Below are 15,499 nucleotides of genomic sequence, written 5' to 3'. Positions count from 1 at the left end.
GCTGAGCACCAGGCGGTCGAACAGCCGTCCGCGGAGGTCGCCGCAGGCGGGGCCACGCGAACCCTGCCGACGCATGCGGCCGACCCATCGCAAGCCGTCGCGCCCGGTTTCGTCGCCACCGAGGTGCCGGCCGTCGACCCGCAGGGCGTCGCCGCCGAGCCCGTCACCGGGTACAGGGACGAGCACGCGGACGACGAGGACCGGGGCGACGACGAAAACGACGGAGCACCCACCGACGGCGAACCGGCGCCGATGTCGGCACTGGGCCATGTCTCGGCCCGCACCGCTGCCGGGACGGCATCGAACAGCTCCGGGCCCGTCTCCGAGCAGCCGACCGCGGTGTTCTCCACCCAGCCGTTCTGGGTGTACTCACCGGTACCGCGCCCCGTCGTCGACGAGGTCTCCGGAGCGACCGTGTTCGAGATCGGTCCGAGTGCATGGGCACTCGCCATCATGGATCGAGGCTCAGAACTCGTTCTCCGCCACGATGACGGCAGAGTCGGCGTGCTCCAGAATCTCGAGGGCATCACCAGGGGCTGACCTCAGGCGACGTCGCCCGGACGCACGTAGCGACGCTCATGGTAGATGAGCGGCTCGTCGTCCGGGCCGATCTCACCGCCCTCGATCTGGACCACGACCACGGCGCTGTTGTGCACCGACAACCGTTCGATGATCCTGCCGGTCATCCAGGTGGTCACGCTGTCGAGAATCGGCAGGCCGTCCTCACCCTCATGCCAGTGGTCGCCGAGAAACCGGGCGTCGTGATCGCCGCTCATGATCTCAGCCAGCAGGCGATTCCGGGCTCCGAGCATGTGGATGGCGACCCTGTCGGTGGAGGCGATCGCGGGCCACGAACTCGCGCTTGTCGCCATGTTGAAGGTGGCGAGCGGCGGAACGGCCGCCAGCGACGCGAGCGACGTCGCCGTGAACCCGACAGGCACTCCGGCCGTGTCCCGCGCCGTGATCACCGCGACGCCAGCGGCATGGCGGCGGAAAGCCGCTTTGAAGGCGTCGAGGTCGGGTTGCATCGGGTTCATCGTGTGCTTTCTCTTCAAACGGATGCCGGCAGGTCAGGGCAGGCGAGCGGCCCGCCTGGGAGGAGCCGACAGGGCTGGGCAGATATGCTGGATTCGTTATGATCCAGACTCTCGACCTCCGCGGAATCCACACTACCCGCGCGCAATTGCTCTCCCTCATCCCGCGACCCACCGTGAACGTCTCGGTGGCGTCCGACGCCGCCGGCCGGTTGATCGATGAGGTGAGGGCAGACGGCGAAAGCGCTCTTCAGCGACACGCCGCGCAGTTCGACGGTGTGGACGATGTGAGAATCCGGGTCGAACCTGCCGCTGTGGCCGCCGCGGTCGAATCCCTCGACCCGGCTGTGCGCGACGCCCTCGAATTAGCGATCGACCGTGTGCGGTCGGCGACGAGCGCGCAGGTGCCCGCCGCGCGGACGACAACCCTCGCCCCCGGCGCCACCGTTCGGCAGCGCTGGCAGCCCGTCGACCGGGTCGGACTGTACGTCCCCGGCGGCAAAGCCGTGTACCCGTCCAGTGTCGTCATGAACGTCGTCGCCGCCCAGGTCGCCGGCGTCGCATCCATCGCACTCGCATCCCCGGCGCAACGCGAGCACGGGGGAGCGGTGCACCCCACCATCCTCGCCGCCGCAGGGCTCCTCGGGATCACCGAAATCTACGCGATGGGCGGTGCCAGCGCGATCGGCGCGCTTGCCTACGGCGTGCCGTCGCTCGGCCTCGACCCGGTCGACGTGGTCACCGGCCCCGGGAACATCTACGTCGCGGCTGCGAAACGACTCGTCCGTGGTGTGGTGGGCATCGACGCCGAAGCAGGAACCACCGAAATCCTCGTGATCGCCGACAGCGAGGCTGACCCCGCATTCGTCGCCGCGGATCTCGTCAGCCAGGCGGAACACGACGAAGCGGCGGCGTCGCTGCTCGTCACGGACTCGCCGGAGCTCGCGGATGCTGTCGTCTCGCACCTGCGAACGCTCGCGGCGACGACGGAGCACTCCGCTCGCGTGACCGAAGCTCTCGGCGGACCGCAGTCGGCGATCGTTCTCGTCGACGACCTCGCCGAAGCCGCCCGGTTCAGCAACGCGTATGGTCCCGAGCACCTCGAGATCCAGACCTCGGACAATGAGGCCGTTCTCGGCACGATCACGAGCGCCGGCGCGATCTTCCTCGGGCCACATTCGCCCGTCAGCCTCGGCGATTACCTCGCCGGTTCCAACCACGTCCTGCCAACGGGTGGCCAATCGCGGTTCGCGTCCGGACTCGGCGCATACACGTTCCTCCGTCCCCAGCAGATCATCGAGTACGACAGTGCAACGCTCTCCGAGGTGGCAGCCCAGGTGGTCGCTCTGTCGCGCGCCGAAGCGCTCCCCGCGCACGGCGACGCCATCACCGCGCGGTTCCCGGCCAGCTGAGAGTGTGCGGCTCACCCGTGCGGTCGCGCGGGTGCTGTTGCCGCCCGCCGATGCAATAGCACCCGCGCCTGCCCGAAACGCCCGCGCGGGAGCGGGCGGGACAGGCCCGACACGCCCACGCGAAGCACACCGAATGCCCGCCCGCTGCCGCCGAGGAGAGCCCGGCTGCCGCGTGCCCTCGACTAGTCTTGATCCATGTATTGCCCGTTCTGCCGTCACCCTGATTCCCGTGTCATCGACTCCCGTACCAGCGACGACGGGCTGTCCATCCGACGGCGCCGGCAGTGCCCGGAATGCGGGCGTCGCTTCTCGACGACCGAGACCGCGAGCCTCAACGTGATCAAGCGCAGCGGGGTCGTCGAGCCGTTCAGCCGCGAGAAAGTCGTCTCAGGCGTCCGCAAGGCGTGCCAGGGCCGGCCGGTGACGGACTCCGACCTGGCGATCCTCGCGCAGAAGGTCGAGGAGTCCATTCGGCAGACGGGGACCAGCCAGATCGACGCCAACGAGATCGGGCTGGCCATCCTCACGCCGCTGCGTGAACTGGACGAGGTCGCCTACCTCCGCTTCGCCAGCGTCTACCAGGCGTTCGACTCCCTCGAGGACTTCGAGGACGCGATCACCCTGCTCAGGAACGAACACCGGTCGACGGATGCCGCACAAGAGACAACAGCGGAGCCCGCGCAGGCGTGACACCCGCGTCACGGTAACCTTGCACAGGCATGTATCGCATTCTCTTCACCTCCGTCCTGTCCAGGCTCGATCCTGAACGCGCCCACCACCTCGCCTTCGACGTGATCCGGGCCCTGCCCGCCGTCGGGCTCGCGCGAGTCGCCCGGCGGTTCACGCGACCGGCCGTCGATCTCAGCGTCGACACCCTCGGCCTGCACTTCGACACGCCGTTCGGCGTGGCCGCGGGCTTCGACAAGGACGGCCACGCGGTGATCGGGCTCGGCGCTCTCGGGTTCGGTCACGTCGAGGTCGGGACACTGACCGCTCATTCCCAGCCGGGGAACCCGAAACCGCGGCTGTTTCGGCTCATTCCCGATCGCGCTGTGATCAACCGGATGGGCTTCAACAACGGGGGAGCGGCATCCGCTGCCCGCCGGCTGGCCCGCGTGCGAAACGTTCCAGGGCGGCCGGTGCTCGGCGTCAACATCGGCAAGAGTCGCGTCGTCGGCGTCGACGCAGCCATCGCCGACTACCTCACGAGCACGAGACTGCTCGCCCCGGTCGCCGACTACCTCGTGGTCAACGTCAGCTCACCGAACACGCCGGGGCTGCGCGGCCTGCAGGAACTCGACAGGCTCGAGCCGCTCCTGACCGCCGTCAAGCAGGCGGCAGGGGCCACGCCGCTCCTCGTGAAGATCGCGCCGGACCTCACCGACGATGAAGTCCGCCGGATCGCCGAACTGGCTGTCGAGGTGGGTCTCGATGGGATCATCGCCACCAACACAACCATCTCCAGGGCCGGGCTCTCGACGTCACCCGCAGTGGTCGAGGCGGCCGGAGCGGGAGGGCTATCGGGCGCGCCTCTGGCGGCACGATCCCTGGAGGTGCTCCGTCTCATCCGCGCCACAGTCCCGGCGAGCCTCTGCGTCATCTCGGTCGGCGGGGTCGAGACAGGCGACGACGTCGCCGAGCGACTCGCCGCCGGCGCGACGCTCGTGCAGGGCTACACGGCGTTCCTCTACCGCGGCCCGATGTGGGCGCGGCAGGTCAACCGGGAACTCAGTCGCCGGGCGTCAGCGTCCTGAAGGTGAACGCCCGGCAGTAACGCGTCAGGCGGGGCGCTGTCCGCGCTTGACCTGCGGCTTCGGCAGCCGGAGCACGCGCATCTGGAACGCGCGCATGGCGGCGTACCATTTCACACCGCGCTCGACCGAGGTCTCTCCGTATTTGGCGGCGAGCTTCTTCTTCACCGAAATGCCGAGCCAGATCGCGTCGAGCACGGCGATGCCGAAGAAGGCCCAGAGCAGAAGCATGGCGTAGACCTGAACCACCGGCGGGAACAGGGTGAGAATGATCACGAGGAACATGACCGGGATGAGGAACTCACCGATATTGAATCGGGAGTCCACGAAGTCGCGAACGAAGCGCTTCTGCACGCCACGGTCGCGAACCGGGAGGTAGCGTTCCTCGCCTGCGGCGAGACCGAGTCGTGCCTTCTCGCGGGACTCAACCAACTTGGCCTTGGCAGCCTTCGCCGCTTCCTTGCGGTCACCGGGCACCAGGGGGCGCTTGTTGAGCGCTTCCCGTTCTTTCCTGGTCGGCGTTGGGCGTCCCTTACCGGCGAGACGGGCGGCCGACTCCTGGGCGGTTTCGGTCACGGGCTCGGAAGACGAGTCTGGGGTGTGCTTGGTCACGATGAGTCCTTGCGCTGGATATCTCTTAAGATTACCTGCATGACCGATACCACCGAGCACGTCCCTCCGGTTTCGCCGGCCACCGACGGAGCGATCCGCGAGGCGGTCGCGACCGGGCTCCCATCGACCATCGCCGACCTGGCGCGACTGGTGCGCATCCCGAGCGTCTCGTGGGCGGCCTTCGACCCGACGCATGTGCGCCGGAGCGCCGAGGCGGTTGCCGCGCTGGCCGAGGGGACAGGGGTGTTCGACAGCGTCCAAATCCTGCAGGCACCGATCGGAAACAGCACCGAACTCGGCCAGCCGGCTGTGCTCGCCACCCGCCGCGCCAGGAACGGGCGGCCGACCGTCATGCTGTACGCCCACCACGACGTCCAGCCTCCCGGCAAGGACGAAGACTGGGAATCGAAGCCCTTCGAACCGACGGTGCGCGGAGACCGCATCTACGGGCGCGGCGCAGCAGACGACAAGGCAGGGGTGATGGCCCACATCGCTTCGGTCCGTGCGCTCACCGAGACCCTCGGCGACGACCTCGACCTCGGCCTCGCACTCTTCATCGAGGGGGAGGAGGAGTTCGGTTCCCGCTCGTTCGCCAACTTCCTGTCCCAAAACCGCGACGCCCTCACCGCGGATGCCATCATCGTCGCCGATTCGAACAACTGGGACGAGAAGACCCCGGCGCTGACCATCGCGCTGCGCGGCAATGTCACCTTCCGCCTGAAGATCCGCACCCTCGCGCACGCCTCGCACTCCGGCATGTTCGGGGGAGCCGTCCCTGATGCAATGCTCGCCGGCATCCGCCTGCTCGCTACTCTCTGGGACGACGCCGGCTCGGTCGCCGTCGACGGTCTGACCCGGCACGAGGGGGAGACACCGGAATACTCAGAAGAGCAGCTCCGCGCTGAAGCCGGACTGCTGCCGGAAACGCAGGCGATCGGCACGGGGTCCATCCTCAGCCGGATCTGGTCGCAGCCATCCATCACCGTCACCGGCATCGACGCCCCGACCGTCGCAAACGCGTCGAACACCCTGTCGCCGTCCGTATCCGTCAAGATCAGCGCTCGTGTCGCCCCCGGCCAAAGCGCCAGGGATGCCGCCGATGCAATCGAACGTCACCTCCGCGCACACGCTCCGTTCGGGGCGGCGATCGAGATCGACGACGTCGACCTCGGCGACCCGTTCCTCGTCGACACGAGCGGGTACGCGGTCGGCGAGGCGAAACGTGCGATGGCGGATGCCTGGGGAGTGGAGCCGGTCGAGCTCGGCATCGGCGGGTCCATCCCGTTCATCGCCGATCTCGTGCGCGAATTCCCCGACGCCGAGATCCTCGTCACCGGTGTGGAAGACCCTCACTCGCGAGCGCACAGCCCGAACGAATCACTGCACCTCGGTGTGTTCCATCGCTCGATTCTCGCCGAGGCGCTGCTGCTCGGCCGTCTCAACGCGAAAGCACGCTGACGCGGCATTTGTCGCACCGGGAATTCCTTCAGGCCCCGCCCGGTTGAGGTGCGTAGAATGAATCCGGAATTCGCAATACCTGCGAGCACGACCTACCAAGGAGAGTCATGAGCGACACGACGCTGACATCCGCCCCGCCCGCTCACGGAGTCGGGCTGAGCGACACGGCAGCAGCCAAGGTGAAGAGCCTGCTCGAGCAGGAAGGCCGGAACGACCTCCGGTTGCGCGTTGCAGTCCAGCCAGGCGGATGCTCCGGGCTCATCTACCAGCTGTACTTCGACGAGCGCGTTCTCGACGGCGACGCGACAGTCGATTTCAACGGGGTCGAGGTCATCGTCGACAAGATGAGCGTGCCGTACCTCGATGGTGCCTCGATCGACTTCGAAGACACCATTCAGAAGCAGGGTTTCACCATCGACAACCCCAACGCCGGCGGTAGCTGCGCCTGTGGAGACAGCTTCCACTAGGCGGATATACAGTTTTTTGTGCAGGGGACGCGCCGGGAACGGTGCGTCCCCTGCACTGTTTAAGCCCGGCTTCACCCCGGCCGAGCCCCCGGAATCCGCCTCACCAGCCGGAAATGGTCCAGAGCCGGGCGCGGTATCGGGCTAGACTGAGAGCTGAAATAACACTGTCATCGAAAGGTCCCAGGTGCGCTCGAATCGTCGACTCCGATGGGCTGCTATACCGGTTGCCATCACGCTTGCCGTGGTTCTGGCCGGCTGTACCCAGGCCGAACTACACGGCTATCTTCCAGGTTTTGTGGAGGGCGAACCGCCCGTCACTAACCACACCGAGCGGGTAGCCGGTCTGTGGGTCACCTCGTGGATCGTCCTCCTTCTCGTGGGTCTACTCACGTGGGGGCTCATTATCTGGGCCATCGTGGTCTACCGCCGCAGGAAGGGCCAGACCGGCCTTCCCGTCCAGATGCGTTACAACATGCCGATCGAGATTTTCTACACGATCGTGCCGCTGATCCTCGTGCTCGGCTTCTTCGCTTTCACGGCACGGGACCAGGCCGCGATCGAGACGCAGTATGAGGACCCCGACGTGGAGATCTCGGTCTTCGCAAAACAGTGGGCCTGGGACTTCATCTACGAAGGAGCCGTCGACGGCGAAGACGTCTGGTCCGCCGGCGTCCAGGCTGAGCAGGAAGAAGGCGCCGCATCCGGCACCATCGACCAGAAGAAGCTCCCGACGCTCTATCTGCCGGTCGGCGCGGACGTCACCATTGCGCTCGAATCGCGCGACGTCATCCACTCGTTCTGGGTCATCGACTTCCTCTACAAGAAGGACATGTTCCCGGGCAAGACCAACTACATGTCGTTCTCGCCCGAACGTGAGGGAACGTACGCAGGAAAGTGTGCAGAGCTCTGTGGCGAATACCACTCGTTGATGCTGTTCAACGTCGAGGTCGTCTCACAGGCCGAATACGACGACTACCTGCAGTCGCTTGCCGACAAGGGGCAGATCGGCGACTTCGACGAGGACTTCTCCCGTAACACCAACCTGCCGGGGACGGATGCCGTCGAGCGCTCCGAGGAAGAAGGTAACTAGCCATGGCTACGACACTCGAGATTCCTGCTGGGCAGGCCCGGGTTCTCAATAAGAACACGGTTGAGCGCAAGGGCAACGTCCTCGTCAGCTGGATCACCTCCACCGACCACAAGACGATCGGGTACATGTACCTGATCGCCTCGTTCCTCTTCTTCCTCATCGGTGGCGTGATGGCGTTGATCATCCGTGCGCAACTGTTCGAACCGGGCCTCAACCTGCTCGAGACGAAGGAACAGTACAACCAGCTGTTCACCATGCACGGCACCATCATGCTGCTGATGTTCGCGACACCGCTTTTCGCCGGATTTGCGAACGCGCTCATGCCGCTGCAGATCGGTGCCCCTGACGTCGCGTTCCCGCGGCTCAACGCGTTCGCGTTCTGGCTGTTCCTGTTCGGCAGCCTGCTCGCGGTCGGCGGGTTCCTCACCCCGCAGGGTGCGGCATCCTTCGGCTGGTTCGCCTATGCGCCGCTGTCGAGCACGACGTTCACTCCGGGTATCGGCGGCAACCTCTGGGTCCTCGGTCTCGCGATCTCCGGGTTCGGAACCATTCTCGGTGGCGTGAACTTCATCACGACGATCATCACGATGCGTGCCCCAGGCATGACGATGTTCCGGATGCCGATTTTCACCTGGAACACGCTTGTCACGTCGCTCCTCATCCTGATGGCCTTCCCGGTACTCGCCGCGGCTCTTTTCGCCCTCGGCGCAGACAGGGTGTTCGGTGCCCATATCTTCGACGCCGAAAACGGCGGAGTGATTCTCTGGCAGCACTTGTTTTGGTTCTTCGGCCACCCCGAGGTGTACATCATCGCGCTGCCGTTCTTCGGCATCGTGAGTGAGGTCTTCCCGGTCTTCAGCCGCAAGCCGATCTTCGGATACAAGACACTGGTCTACGCGACGATCGCAATCGCGGCACTGTCCGTCACGGTGTGGGCACACCACATGTACGTGACCGGCTCGGTTCTGCTGCCGTTCTTCGCCCTGATGACCATGCTCATCGCCGTTCCAACGGGTGTGAAGATCTTCAACTGGGTCGGCACGATGTGGCGGGGATCGGTGACTTTCGAGACACCGATGCTCTGGGCGATCGGGTTCCTGATCACCTTCACCTTCGGTGGACTCACCGGTGTGATCCTGGCGTCGCCGCCGCTCGACTTCCACGTGTCAGACACCTACTTCGTCGTCGCGCACTTCCACTACGTGGTGTTCGGAACCGTCGTGTTCGCGATGTTCAGTGGGTTCTACTTCTGGTGGCCTAAGTGGACCGGCAAGATGCTCAACGAGAAGCTCGGCTATTGGCACTTCTGGTTGCTGTTCATCGGCTTCCACACGACGTTCCTCATCCAGCACTGGCTCGGTGTGGTCGGCATGCCACGTCGGTACGCGACCTACTCACCCGAGGACGGGTTCACCTGGATGAACCAGCTCTCAACGGTCGGCTCGATGATCCTCGCGCTGTCGATGTTGCCGTTCTTCCTGAACGTCTACATCACCGCGCGCAAGGCGCCGAAGGTCACCGTCAACGACCCGTGGGGTTACGGCGGGTCGCTCGAGTGGGCCACATCCTGCCCGCCGCCTCGCCACAACTTCACGTCGATTCCGCGCATTCGTTCCGAGCGCCCGGCCTTCGACCTGAACCACCCCGAGGCCGGCATCCCCGTCGGCATCGGCCCGGCGAAGGACGCCCCGGATGCTCCCACGTACGACCGCGCGGAAGGTGCAGTGAAGTAATGAAGGCTAACGTCAATCTCTTCTGGATCCTCGCGGTCTTCTTCGCGATCGTCGACGTGACGTACATCGTCTGGGGCCTCAACGATGTAAACCACGGCACCATCGAGTGGGCTGGAACGACGGCGTTGACTCTGTCCACCCTGCTTGCCCTCTTCCTGGGTTTCTACCTCAACCGGGTGCACCGCCACCAGGGTGGGGAGCTGCCGGAGGACATTCTCAGCTCAAACATCGACGATGGCGACCCGGAACTCGGGCACTTCGCGCCGTGGAGCTGGTGGCCCATCATCCTCGCTGGTGGAGGAGCGCTCATGATGCTCGGACTGTCGGCCGGATTCTGGATCTCGTTCATCGCAGCGCCGCTCCTGCTGGTCGCCGTGATCGGCTGGACGTACGAGTACTACCGGGGCTACCACGCCCACTGAGACACGTCTCACAAGGAAACGGCCAGGCGCTGAAGCGCCTGGCCGTTTTTCGTGGAGTCGTGTCTCCATGCGGCTGTGAGCGGGGCGCCAACCAGCAGGCCGGCTGAGCGTGGGACGCTCAACAGGATGCTGCCGCCGAGATATGCCCGTTTCTCCTGTTGGGCGTGCAGCCGGGCCAGAATCTCCGGTTGAGCGGACAGCAAGGGCGGAGCGCGCGACCGGAATTGCGCGCCTCGGCTCGTGTCGCCGCCACGGTTTCGACGGGGTCGTTACGTCGGGGTGGTTGCGGAGAGCTCAGGTCCGTCGGCGAAGCGTCAGAACGGTGACGGATGCCGTGACCACGCGGGGAGCAGCCGGACGGCTGCTGCCTTCAGCGCCGAGAACGTGGTGTGCCGACGGTCCCATCCCGAGCAGGAGGTCGAGTGCTCCGTCGTCGAGAGTCATCGTGAACTCGACGTCCGTGCGCGACACGTCGTCGAACCAGGGTGCCGCGGCGCGCACCAGGTCATCCGCCTTTCCCTCAGGCACGTCGAGGGCGAGGCCGGCGGCACGTGCCTCACGGAGGTGGTTCCCGGTGGGAACGACGGCCACAAGGCATCCGTCGGCGTCGAGCACCCGGGCGAACTCGGGCAGGTTCCTCGGAGCGAAGACGCTCAGCAGCAGATCCCGTGACGCGTCAGCGAGCGGCAGCGGCTGCCAGACATCGAGCACCACTCCAACCGCGCCTGGAACGGTGGCGACGGCGGTACGCACGGCAGCGGGGGACAGGTCGGCGGCGAGCACGTCCTCGGCCTGCACGGCGGCACTGGCGGCGTCCAGATAGTATCCGGTGCCGCAACCGATCTCCGCGACCCGCGACCCCGGCCGGGCCACGGCCTCGGCGCTGGCCTGGGCGACAGCCTCGGCGATGGGCCGGTAGGCGGCGGTGTCAAAGAAACGGGCCCGGGCGGCCAGCATCTCCGCGCTGTCACCGACCACACGGGTCCGGGGAGGCAGCAGCGACACGTAGCCGCGTTTGTTCACGTCGACCCGGTGCCCGTTCTCACAGCCGAGGATGAGCGCACCGGCGGGGGAGAGCGGCACGGATCCGGATCCGGCGGAGAAACAGAACGGGCAGCGAAGCCCTCCTGCCAAACGGTGGAGGGTCAACGCTGCCCGATCGTGTCGAAGGTCGTCCTAGTGATGGTTGCTGTGAGAGGACTCGATCTCGGCCCGGGTGATCGGGTCGATACGGTCTTCGAAGAACCACCGTGAGAGACCGGCGCGTGCGCGCTGGGCCACGGTGATGCGTCCGCGCGAATCCGGGCGGATCATCAGCGGCTGGTAGGACTCGTGGCTGACGAGCTTCCAGCGTTCGAAGTCATCGACGGGCTCGTGAACCTCGATGTACTCGCCACCGGGGAGCCGGACGATACGTCCCGACTCGTAGCCGTGGAGGGCGATCGAGCGGTCCTTCTTCTGCAGCGCCAGGCAGGTCCGCTTGGCGATGAAATAGGCGATTACCGGTCCGAGGAACAGCAACACCTGGAGGGTGTGGATGACACCTTCCATCGTGAGCTTGAAGTGAGTCGCGATGATGTCGGAGCTCGCTGCTGCCCAGAGCACTGCGTAGAAGGTGACCCCGGCGGCGCCGATCGCGGTGCGGGTGGCTGCGTTGCGAGGACGGTCGAGGATGTGGTGCTCACGCTTATCGCCGGTGATCCACGCCTCGATGAACGGGTAGAACAGCACGAGCATGATGAACAGTCCGACCACGGCGAGCGGGATCAGGATCCCGAACGAGAAGGTGTGGTCGAAGAGCACGATGTCCCAGTTCGACGGAGCGAGCCGGAGGATACCGTCCGCGAATCCGATGTACCAGTCAGGCTGCGTGCCAGCGGACACCGGAGACGGGTCGTACGGGCCGTAGTTCCAAATCGGGTTGATCGTGAACAGCGAAGCGATAAGCATGACGACACCGAAGACGATGAAGAAGAATCCACCGGCCTTCGCTGCGTACACCGGGAGGATCGGGTAGCCGACGACGTTCTGCTGCGTGCGCCCCGGACCGGAGTACTGGGTGTGCTTGTGCACGACGACGAAGAGCAGGTGCAGGGCGATGAGCACGAGGATGATCGCCGGAAGCAGCAGGATGTGCAGCGAGTACAGGCGGCCGACGATGTCGGTGCCGGGGAACTCGCCGCCGAACAACAGGAACGATGTCCAGGTTCCGATGAGCGGGATGCCCTTGACCATGCCGTCGATGATGCGGAGACCGTTCCCGGAGAGCAGGTCGTCAGGCAGCGAGTAACCGGTGAATCCTTCAGCCATGGCGAGGATGAAGAGGATGAACCCGATGACCCAGTTCAGCTCACGCGGCTTGCGGAAAGCACCGGTGAAGAAGATGCGCAGCATGTGCAGGCCGATCGACGCCACGAACAGCAGCGCTGCCCAGTGGTGAACCTGACGCATGAGAAGGCCGCCACGGATGTCGAAGGAGATGTCCATGGTTGATGCCATGGCCGCGGACATCTCGATGCCCTTGAGCGGAACGTAGGAGCCTTCGTAGTGGACTTCGGCCATCGACGCCTGGAAGAAGAACGTCAGGAACGTTCCCGAGAGCAGGATGATGATGAAGCTGTACAGCGCCACCTCACCGAGCAGGAACGACCAGTGGTCGGGGAAGATCTTGCGGCCGAGTTCCTTGACGGCGGTCGAGATGCTCGTCCGCTCGTCAATGTAGTTCGACGCGGCTGCCGTGAAGCCACCGGACTTCTTGGCCGGTGCAACCGGGGTGGCTGGCTTTGGTGCGGCCGGGGCCGTGACGGTGTTCAATGACGCTCCCAGAAACTCGGGCCCACAGGTTCGCGGAAGTCGCTCTGGGCGATGAGGTAGCCCTCATCATCGATCGCGATCGGAAGCTGCGGAAGGGGACGTGCCGCGGGTCCGAAGATCACGGCGCAGTGGTTGGTGACATCGAACTGCGACTGGTGGCACGGGCAGAGCAGGTGGTGGGTCTGCTGCTCGTACAACGCCACGGGGCATCCGACGTGGGTGCACACCTTCGAGTATGCGACGATTCCGTCGTAGGACCAATCCTTTTTGTCCTCGTCCTCGACGAGGTCTTCAGGCTTGAGCCGCATGAGCAGGACGATGGCCTTCGCCTTCTCCTCGAGGTAACCCTCTGAGTGTCCGACGCCGGCCAGCTTTTCGGGGATGACGTGGAAGACGGAGCCGATGGTGACGTCGGATGCCTTGATCGGCAACCCGGACGGGTCACGGGCGAGCTTGTCGCCGGCTTCCCACATCGTGTGCTTGAGCAGGTCGACAGGGTTCTGGCCCTCGGGGGCGAGCCCGCGGAACAGGACGACGGCCGGGAGCGGGAAGGCGATGAGCGCACCGATGAGGCTGTTGCGGATCAGCGAACGACGACCGAAACCGGACTCCTGGTTGGCCTCGTCGAAGATCTCGACGGCGCGGGCGCGAGTGTCCTCAGTGCCTCGCACAGGGTGCCGCAGGTCGATGCCCTCTTCGTCGTGCATGAGAGCTTTGCCCCAGTGCACGGCTCCGATGCCCAGAGCCAGCAACGCGAGCGCAAGGCCGAGGCCGATGAGCAGGTTGTTGATGCGGACGGACTCGATGTCCTCCGGAACGATCGGGAACGCCATGTACGCCGCGATGGCCCACACACTGCCGACGATGGAGAGGTAGAAGAGCGTGTAAACCGTACGCTCAGCGTTCTTCTCCTTTTTCGGGTCCAGGTCGGTGACCCGGTGCCGGTGAGGGGGGAATCCCGGGTTTTGAACCGCGTCCCTGGCCACAACTGCCGTACCGACGGCGTGTTCTGTGCCGTGGCCGGTGTTCGACGAGTCGGCAGCGGCGATGTCTGTGCCGCTGTTACCGTCCTGTGCCATGTTGCTCCTTCATAATTCTGCGCATTGTTCTAAAGCCTCGTACCTAGTTCGACCGTGCCGTGATCCACACGGTGATCGCGACGATGCTGCCGAGACCGAAGATCCAGAGGAAGAGACCCTCCGCTACCGGGCCGAGCGAACCGAGCTGGTTTCCGCCGGGGGAGGGGTTCTCTTCCATGAACTTGAGTGCCGAGATGACATCCCGCTTGTCTTCGGGCGTGAGGTTCGTGTCGTTGAAGACGGGCATGTTCTGCGGCCCGGTGACCATGGCCTCGTAGATGTGCGCAGGCTCGACGCCCGACAGTCCTGGAGCCCATTTGCCCTCGGTGAGAGCGCCACCGGCTCCGGCGACGTTGTGGCACATGGCGCAGTTGATGCGGAAAAGTTCTGCGCCGTTGGCGACATCACCCTCGCCGTCGAGCAGGGACTCGTCAGGGATGGCGGGGCCGGGGGAGGTCGAGGCGACGTACTGCGCCAGGGACTGAATCTGGTCCTCCGTGAACTGGACGGGCTTGTCCGGAGCCTGCGGGCCGTGTGCCTGCATCGGCATCCGGCCGGTGCCGACCTGGAAGTCGACGGCGGCCGCGCCGACGCCGATCAGGCTGGGGGCGTTCTCGGTGCCTTCGAGCGCAAGGCCGTGGCACGAGGCGCAGTTCGCCTGGAAAAGCTTCTTGCCGTCCTCGACGCTCGCGGCGCTGACGGCCGCTGGGGTCTCTGCGCTGGCGGTGCTCGTCGAGAAAGCGGCGTAGGCGCCGCCCGTGAAGAGAAGTCCGACGGCGAGAAGCGAGATCGTGGCGAGTGGGCCGCGGCGACCCGATTTCCGGCTCTTGGCGGCCGAAGGGGATGTTGTCCTGGGCATTGCTGTGCTGTCTCCGGTTGCTATTGAAGTACGTAGATGACGAAGAAGAGGCCGATCCAGACGACATCAACGAAGTGCCAGTAGTAGGAGACGACGATGGCGCTCGTCGCTTCCTTGTGGCCGAACGACTTGACGGCATATGCGCGACCGATCACCAGAAGGAAAGCGATGAGCCCTCCGGTGACGTGCAGACCGTGAAAACCGGTGGTGAAGTAGAACGCGGAACCGTACGCGTTGGACGACAGCGAGACACCCTCGCTCACGAGCGTCGCGTACTCGAAGATCTGGCCGGCGACGAAGATCGCTCCGAGCGCGTAGGTGAGGAAGAACCACTCGACCATGCCCCACTGAGAGGGCTTCCAACCCACCGACCGGGGCTGCATCCGCTCAGCGGCGAACACCCCGAACTGGCAGGTGAACGACGAGGCCACCAGGATGATGGTGTTGACCGTGGAGAACGGAACGTTCAACAGAGCGGTCTCGCTTGCCCAGAGGTCCGGTGCTACTGACCGGAGGGTGAAATAGATCGCGAATAGTCCCGCGAAGAACATGACCTCACTGCCGAGCCACACGATGGTGCCCACAGCGACAGTGTTTGGCCTGTTGATCTTCGGGGCTCTCGCCGCATAGTTCAATGAAGTGCTCGTCACCTCTCCATTATGGCCGATATCCCAGCGGGATTTCCCCATTCCCAGCCCCCGCGGCAAGTCTTGTTGGTTAGGTGACCCTCAGAAGTGCCCGCGAATCCGCCGTGAATTCCCCGCACTG

At 65.2% G+C, this 15,499-nt stretch carries 15 protein-coding genes and 1 pseudogene; 9 read left to right on the top strand and 7 right to left on the bottom strand.

Translation table 11 applies throughout. The annotated features are described in order from the left end of the window. Positions 1–540: pseudogene (locus ACLQ62_RS11680) on the top strand (hypothetical protein); the annotation flags it as partial. A gap of 2 nt (positions 541–542) precedes the next feature. Here the strand turns inward: ACLQ62_RS11680 and ACLQ62_RS11675 are convergent. Continuing rightward, positions 543–1,037, bottom strand: coding sequence for a flavin reductase family protein (locus tag ACLQ62_RS11675; RefSeq protein ID WP_411721805.1), 495 nt, complete (start codon positions 1,035–1,037; stop codon positions 543–545). 98 nt (positions 1,038–1,135) lie between these two features. Here ACLQ62_RS11675 and hisD point away from each other — a divergent pair, with 98 nt between their 5' ends. From hisD to ACLQ62_RS11660, 3 genes are all read left to right on the top strand, one after another. Further along, on the top strand, positions 1,136–2,446 hold the full coding sequence (hisD, locus tag ACLQ62_RS11670) for a histidinol dehydrogenase (RefSeq protein WP_411721804.1): 1,311 nt from the start codon (positions 1,136–1,138) through the stop codon (positions 2,444–2,446). A gap of 195 nt (positions 2,447–2,641) precedes the next feature. Continuing rightward, positions 2,642–3,136: a transcriptional regulator NrdR gene (gene nrdR / locus ACLQ62_RS11665; RefSeq protein ID WP_411721803.1), complete on the top strand. Its 495-nt coding sequence runs from the start codon at positions 2,642–2,644 to the stop codon at positions 3,134–3,136. 29 nt (positions 3,137–3,165) lie between these two features. Then, a complete protein-coding gene (locus ACLQ62_RS11660) occupies positions 3,166–4,200 on the top strand; it encodes a quinone-dependent dihydroorotate dehydrogenase (protein ID WP_411721802.1) in 1,035 nt (344 codons plus the stop codon). Positions 4,201–4,224: 24 nt separating this feature from the next. Here the strand turns inward: ACLQ62_RS11660 and ACLQ62_RS11655 are convergent, their stop codons facing one another. Next, positions 4,225–4,809, bottom strand: a complete 585-nt coding sequence (locus ACLQ62_RS11655) for a DUF3043 domain-containing protein (RefSeq protein ID WP_411721801.1) — start codon at positions 4,807–4,809, stop codon at positions 4,225–4,227. A gap of 39 nt (positions 4,810–4,848) precedes the next feature. Between ACLQ62_RS11655 and ACLQ62_RS11650 the strand changes: the two genes are divergently transcribed. The 5 genes from ACLQ62_RS11650 to ACLQ62_RS11630 all read left to right on the top strand — a co-directional run bounded on the left by ACLQ62_RS11650 (position 4,849) and on the right by ACLQ62_RS11630 (position 9,979). Continuing rightward, positions 4,849–6,267, top strand: coding sequence for a dipeptidase (locus tag ACLQ62_RS11650; RefSeq protein ID WP_411721800.1), 1,419 nt, complete (start codon positions 4,849–4,851; stop codon positions 6,265–6,267). A 107-nt stretch (positions 6,268–6,374) separates the two neighbouring features. Then, positions 6,375–6,734 carry an iron-sulfur cluster insertion protein ErpA gene (erpA, locus tag ACLQ62_RS11645; protein ID WP_411721799.1) on the top strand — a complete coding sequence of 120 codons (360 nt, stop codon included), beginning with the start codon at positions 6,375–6,377 and terminating at the stop codon, positions 6,732–6,734. Positions 6,735–6,918: 184 nt separating this feature from the next. Then, entirely contained in the window at positions 6,919–7,824 is a 906-nt protein-coding gene (gene coxB / locus ACLQ62_RS11640; RefSeq protein WP_411721798.1) for a cytochrome c oxidase subunit II, read from the top strand. Between the two features lie 2 nt (positions 7,825–7,826). Further along, positions 7,827–9,557 carry a cytochrome c oxidase subunit I gene (gene ctaD, locus ACLQ62_RS11635; protein WP_411721797.1) on the top strand — a complete coding sequence of 577 codons (1,731 nt, stop codon included), beginning with the start codon at positions 7,827–7,829 and terminating at the stop codon, positions 9,555–9,557. Next, entirely contained in the window at positions 9,557–9,979 is a 423-nt protein-coding gene (locus ACLQ62_RS11630; RefSeq protein ID WP_411721796.1) for a cytochrome c oxidase subunit 4, read from the top strand. Before ctaD ends, ACLQ62_RS11630 begins: the two co-directional genes overlap by 1 nt. A gap of 294 nt (positions 9,980–10,273) precedes the next feature. On the opposite strand, the gene ACLQ62_RS11625 is transcribed toward ACLQ62_RS11630, so the two are convergent. The 5 genes from ACLQ62_RS11625 to ACLQ62_RS11605 form a co-directional block, all read right to left on the bottom strand. Further along, the gene (locus ACLQ62_RS11625) at positions 10,274–11,062 is read right to left on the bottom strand and encodes a methyltransferase domain-containing protein (protein WP_411721795.1); all 789 of its coding nucleotides are present in this window, start codon (positions 11,060–11,062) and stop codon (positions 10,274–10,276) included. 93 nt (positions 11,063–11,155) lie between these two features. After that, positions 11,156–12,793 (bottom strand): cytochrome b, encoded by a 1,638-nt coding sequence (locus ACLQ62_RS11620; protein ID WP_411721794.1) that lies wholly within the window; start codon positions 12,791–12,793, stop codon positions 11,156–11,158. After that, positions 12,790–13,872, bottom strand: a complete 1,083-nt coding sequence (locus tag ACLQ62_RS11615; RefSeq protein ID WP_411721793.1) for a Rieske 2Fe-2S domain-containing protein — start codon at positions 13,870–13,872, stop codon at positions 12,790–12,792. Before ACLQ62_RS11615 ends, ACLQ62_RS11620 begins: the two co-directional genes overlap by 4 nt. A 43-nt stretch (positions 13,873–13,915) precedes the next feature. Continuing rightward, positions 13,916–14,731, bottom strand: a complete 816-nt coding sequence (locus ACLQ62_RS11610) for a c-type cytochrome (RefSeq protein ID WP_411721792.1) — start codon at positions 14,729–14,731, stop codon at positions 13,916–13,918. A 20-nt stretch (positions 14,732–14,751) separates the two neighbouring features. Next, on the bottom strand, positions 14,752–15,420 hold the full coding sequence (locus tag ACLQ62_RS11605) for a heme-copper oxidase subunit III (protein ID WP_411721791.1): 669 nt from the start codon (positions 15,418–15,420) through the stop codon (positions 14,752–14,754). Positions 15,421–15,499 lie beyond the last annotated feature (79 nt).

It is taken from the genome of Mycetocola sp. (assembly GCF_046716805.1).
In the GTDB taxonomy this organism is placed as follows: domain Bacteria; phylum Actinomycetota; class Actinomycetes; order Actinomycetales; family Microbacteriaceae; genus Mycetocola_A.
Note: the sequence above shows the minus strand (reverse complement) of the source record. Positions and strands in the feature narration are given on the sequence as shown.

Coding starts and splice junctions, on each gene's coding strand:
- ACLQ62_RS11675 (WP_411721805.1), bottom strand. CDS start 1,037: ATGAACCCGATGCAACCCGACCTCGACGCCTTCAAAGCGGCTTTCCGC.
- hisD (WP_411721804.1), top strand. CDS start 1,136: ATGATCCAGACTCTCGACCTCCGCGGAATCCACACTACCCGCGCGCAA.
- nrdR (WP_411721803.1), top strand. CDS start 2,642: ATGTATTGCCCGTTCTGCCGTCACCCTGATTCCCGTGTCATCGACTCC.
- ACLQ62_RS11660 (WP_411721802.1), top strand. CDS start 3,166: ATGTATCGCATTCTCTTCACCTCCGTCCTGTCCAGGCTCGATCCTGAA.
- ACLQ62_RS11650 (WP_411721800.1), top strand. CDS start 4,849: ATGACCGATACCACCGAGCACGTCCCTCCGGTTTCGCCGGCCACCGAC.
- erpA (WP_411721799.1), top strand. CDS start 6,375: ATGAGCGACACGACGCTGACATCCGCCCCGCCCGCTCACGGAGTCGGG.
- ctaD (WP_411721797.1), top strand. CDS start 7,827: ATGGCTACGACACTCGAGATTCCTGCTGGGCAGGCCCGGGTTCTCAAT.
- ACLQ62_RS11630 (WP_411721796.1), top strand. CDS start 9,557: ATGAAGGCTAACGTCAATCTCTTCTGGATCCTCGCGGTCTTCTTCGCG.
- ACLQ62_RS11615 (WP_411721793.1), bottom strand. CDS start 13,872: ATGGCACAGGACGGTAACAGCGGCACAGACATCGCCGCTGCCGACTCG.
- ACLQ62_RS11610 (WP_411721792.1), bottom strand. CDS start 14,731: ATGCCCAGGACAACATCCCCTTCGGCCGCCAAGAGCCGGAAATCGGGT.
- ACLQ62_RS11605 (WP_411721791.1), bottom strand. CDS start 15,420: ATGGGGAAATCCCGCTGGGATATCGGCCATAATGGAGAGGTGACGAGC.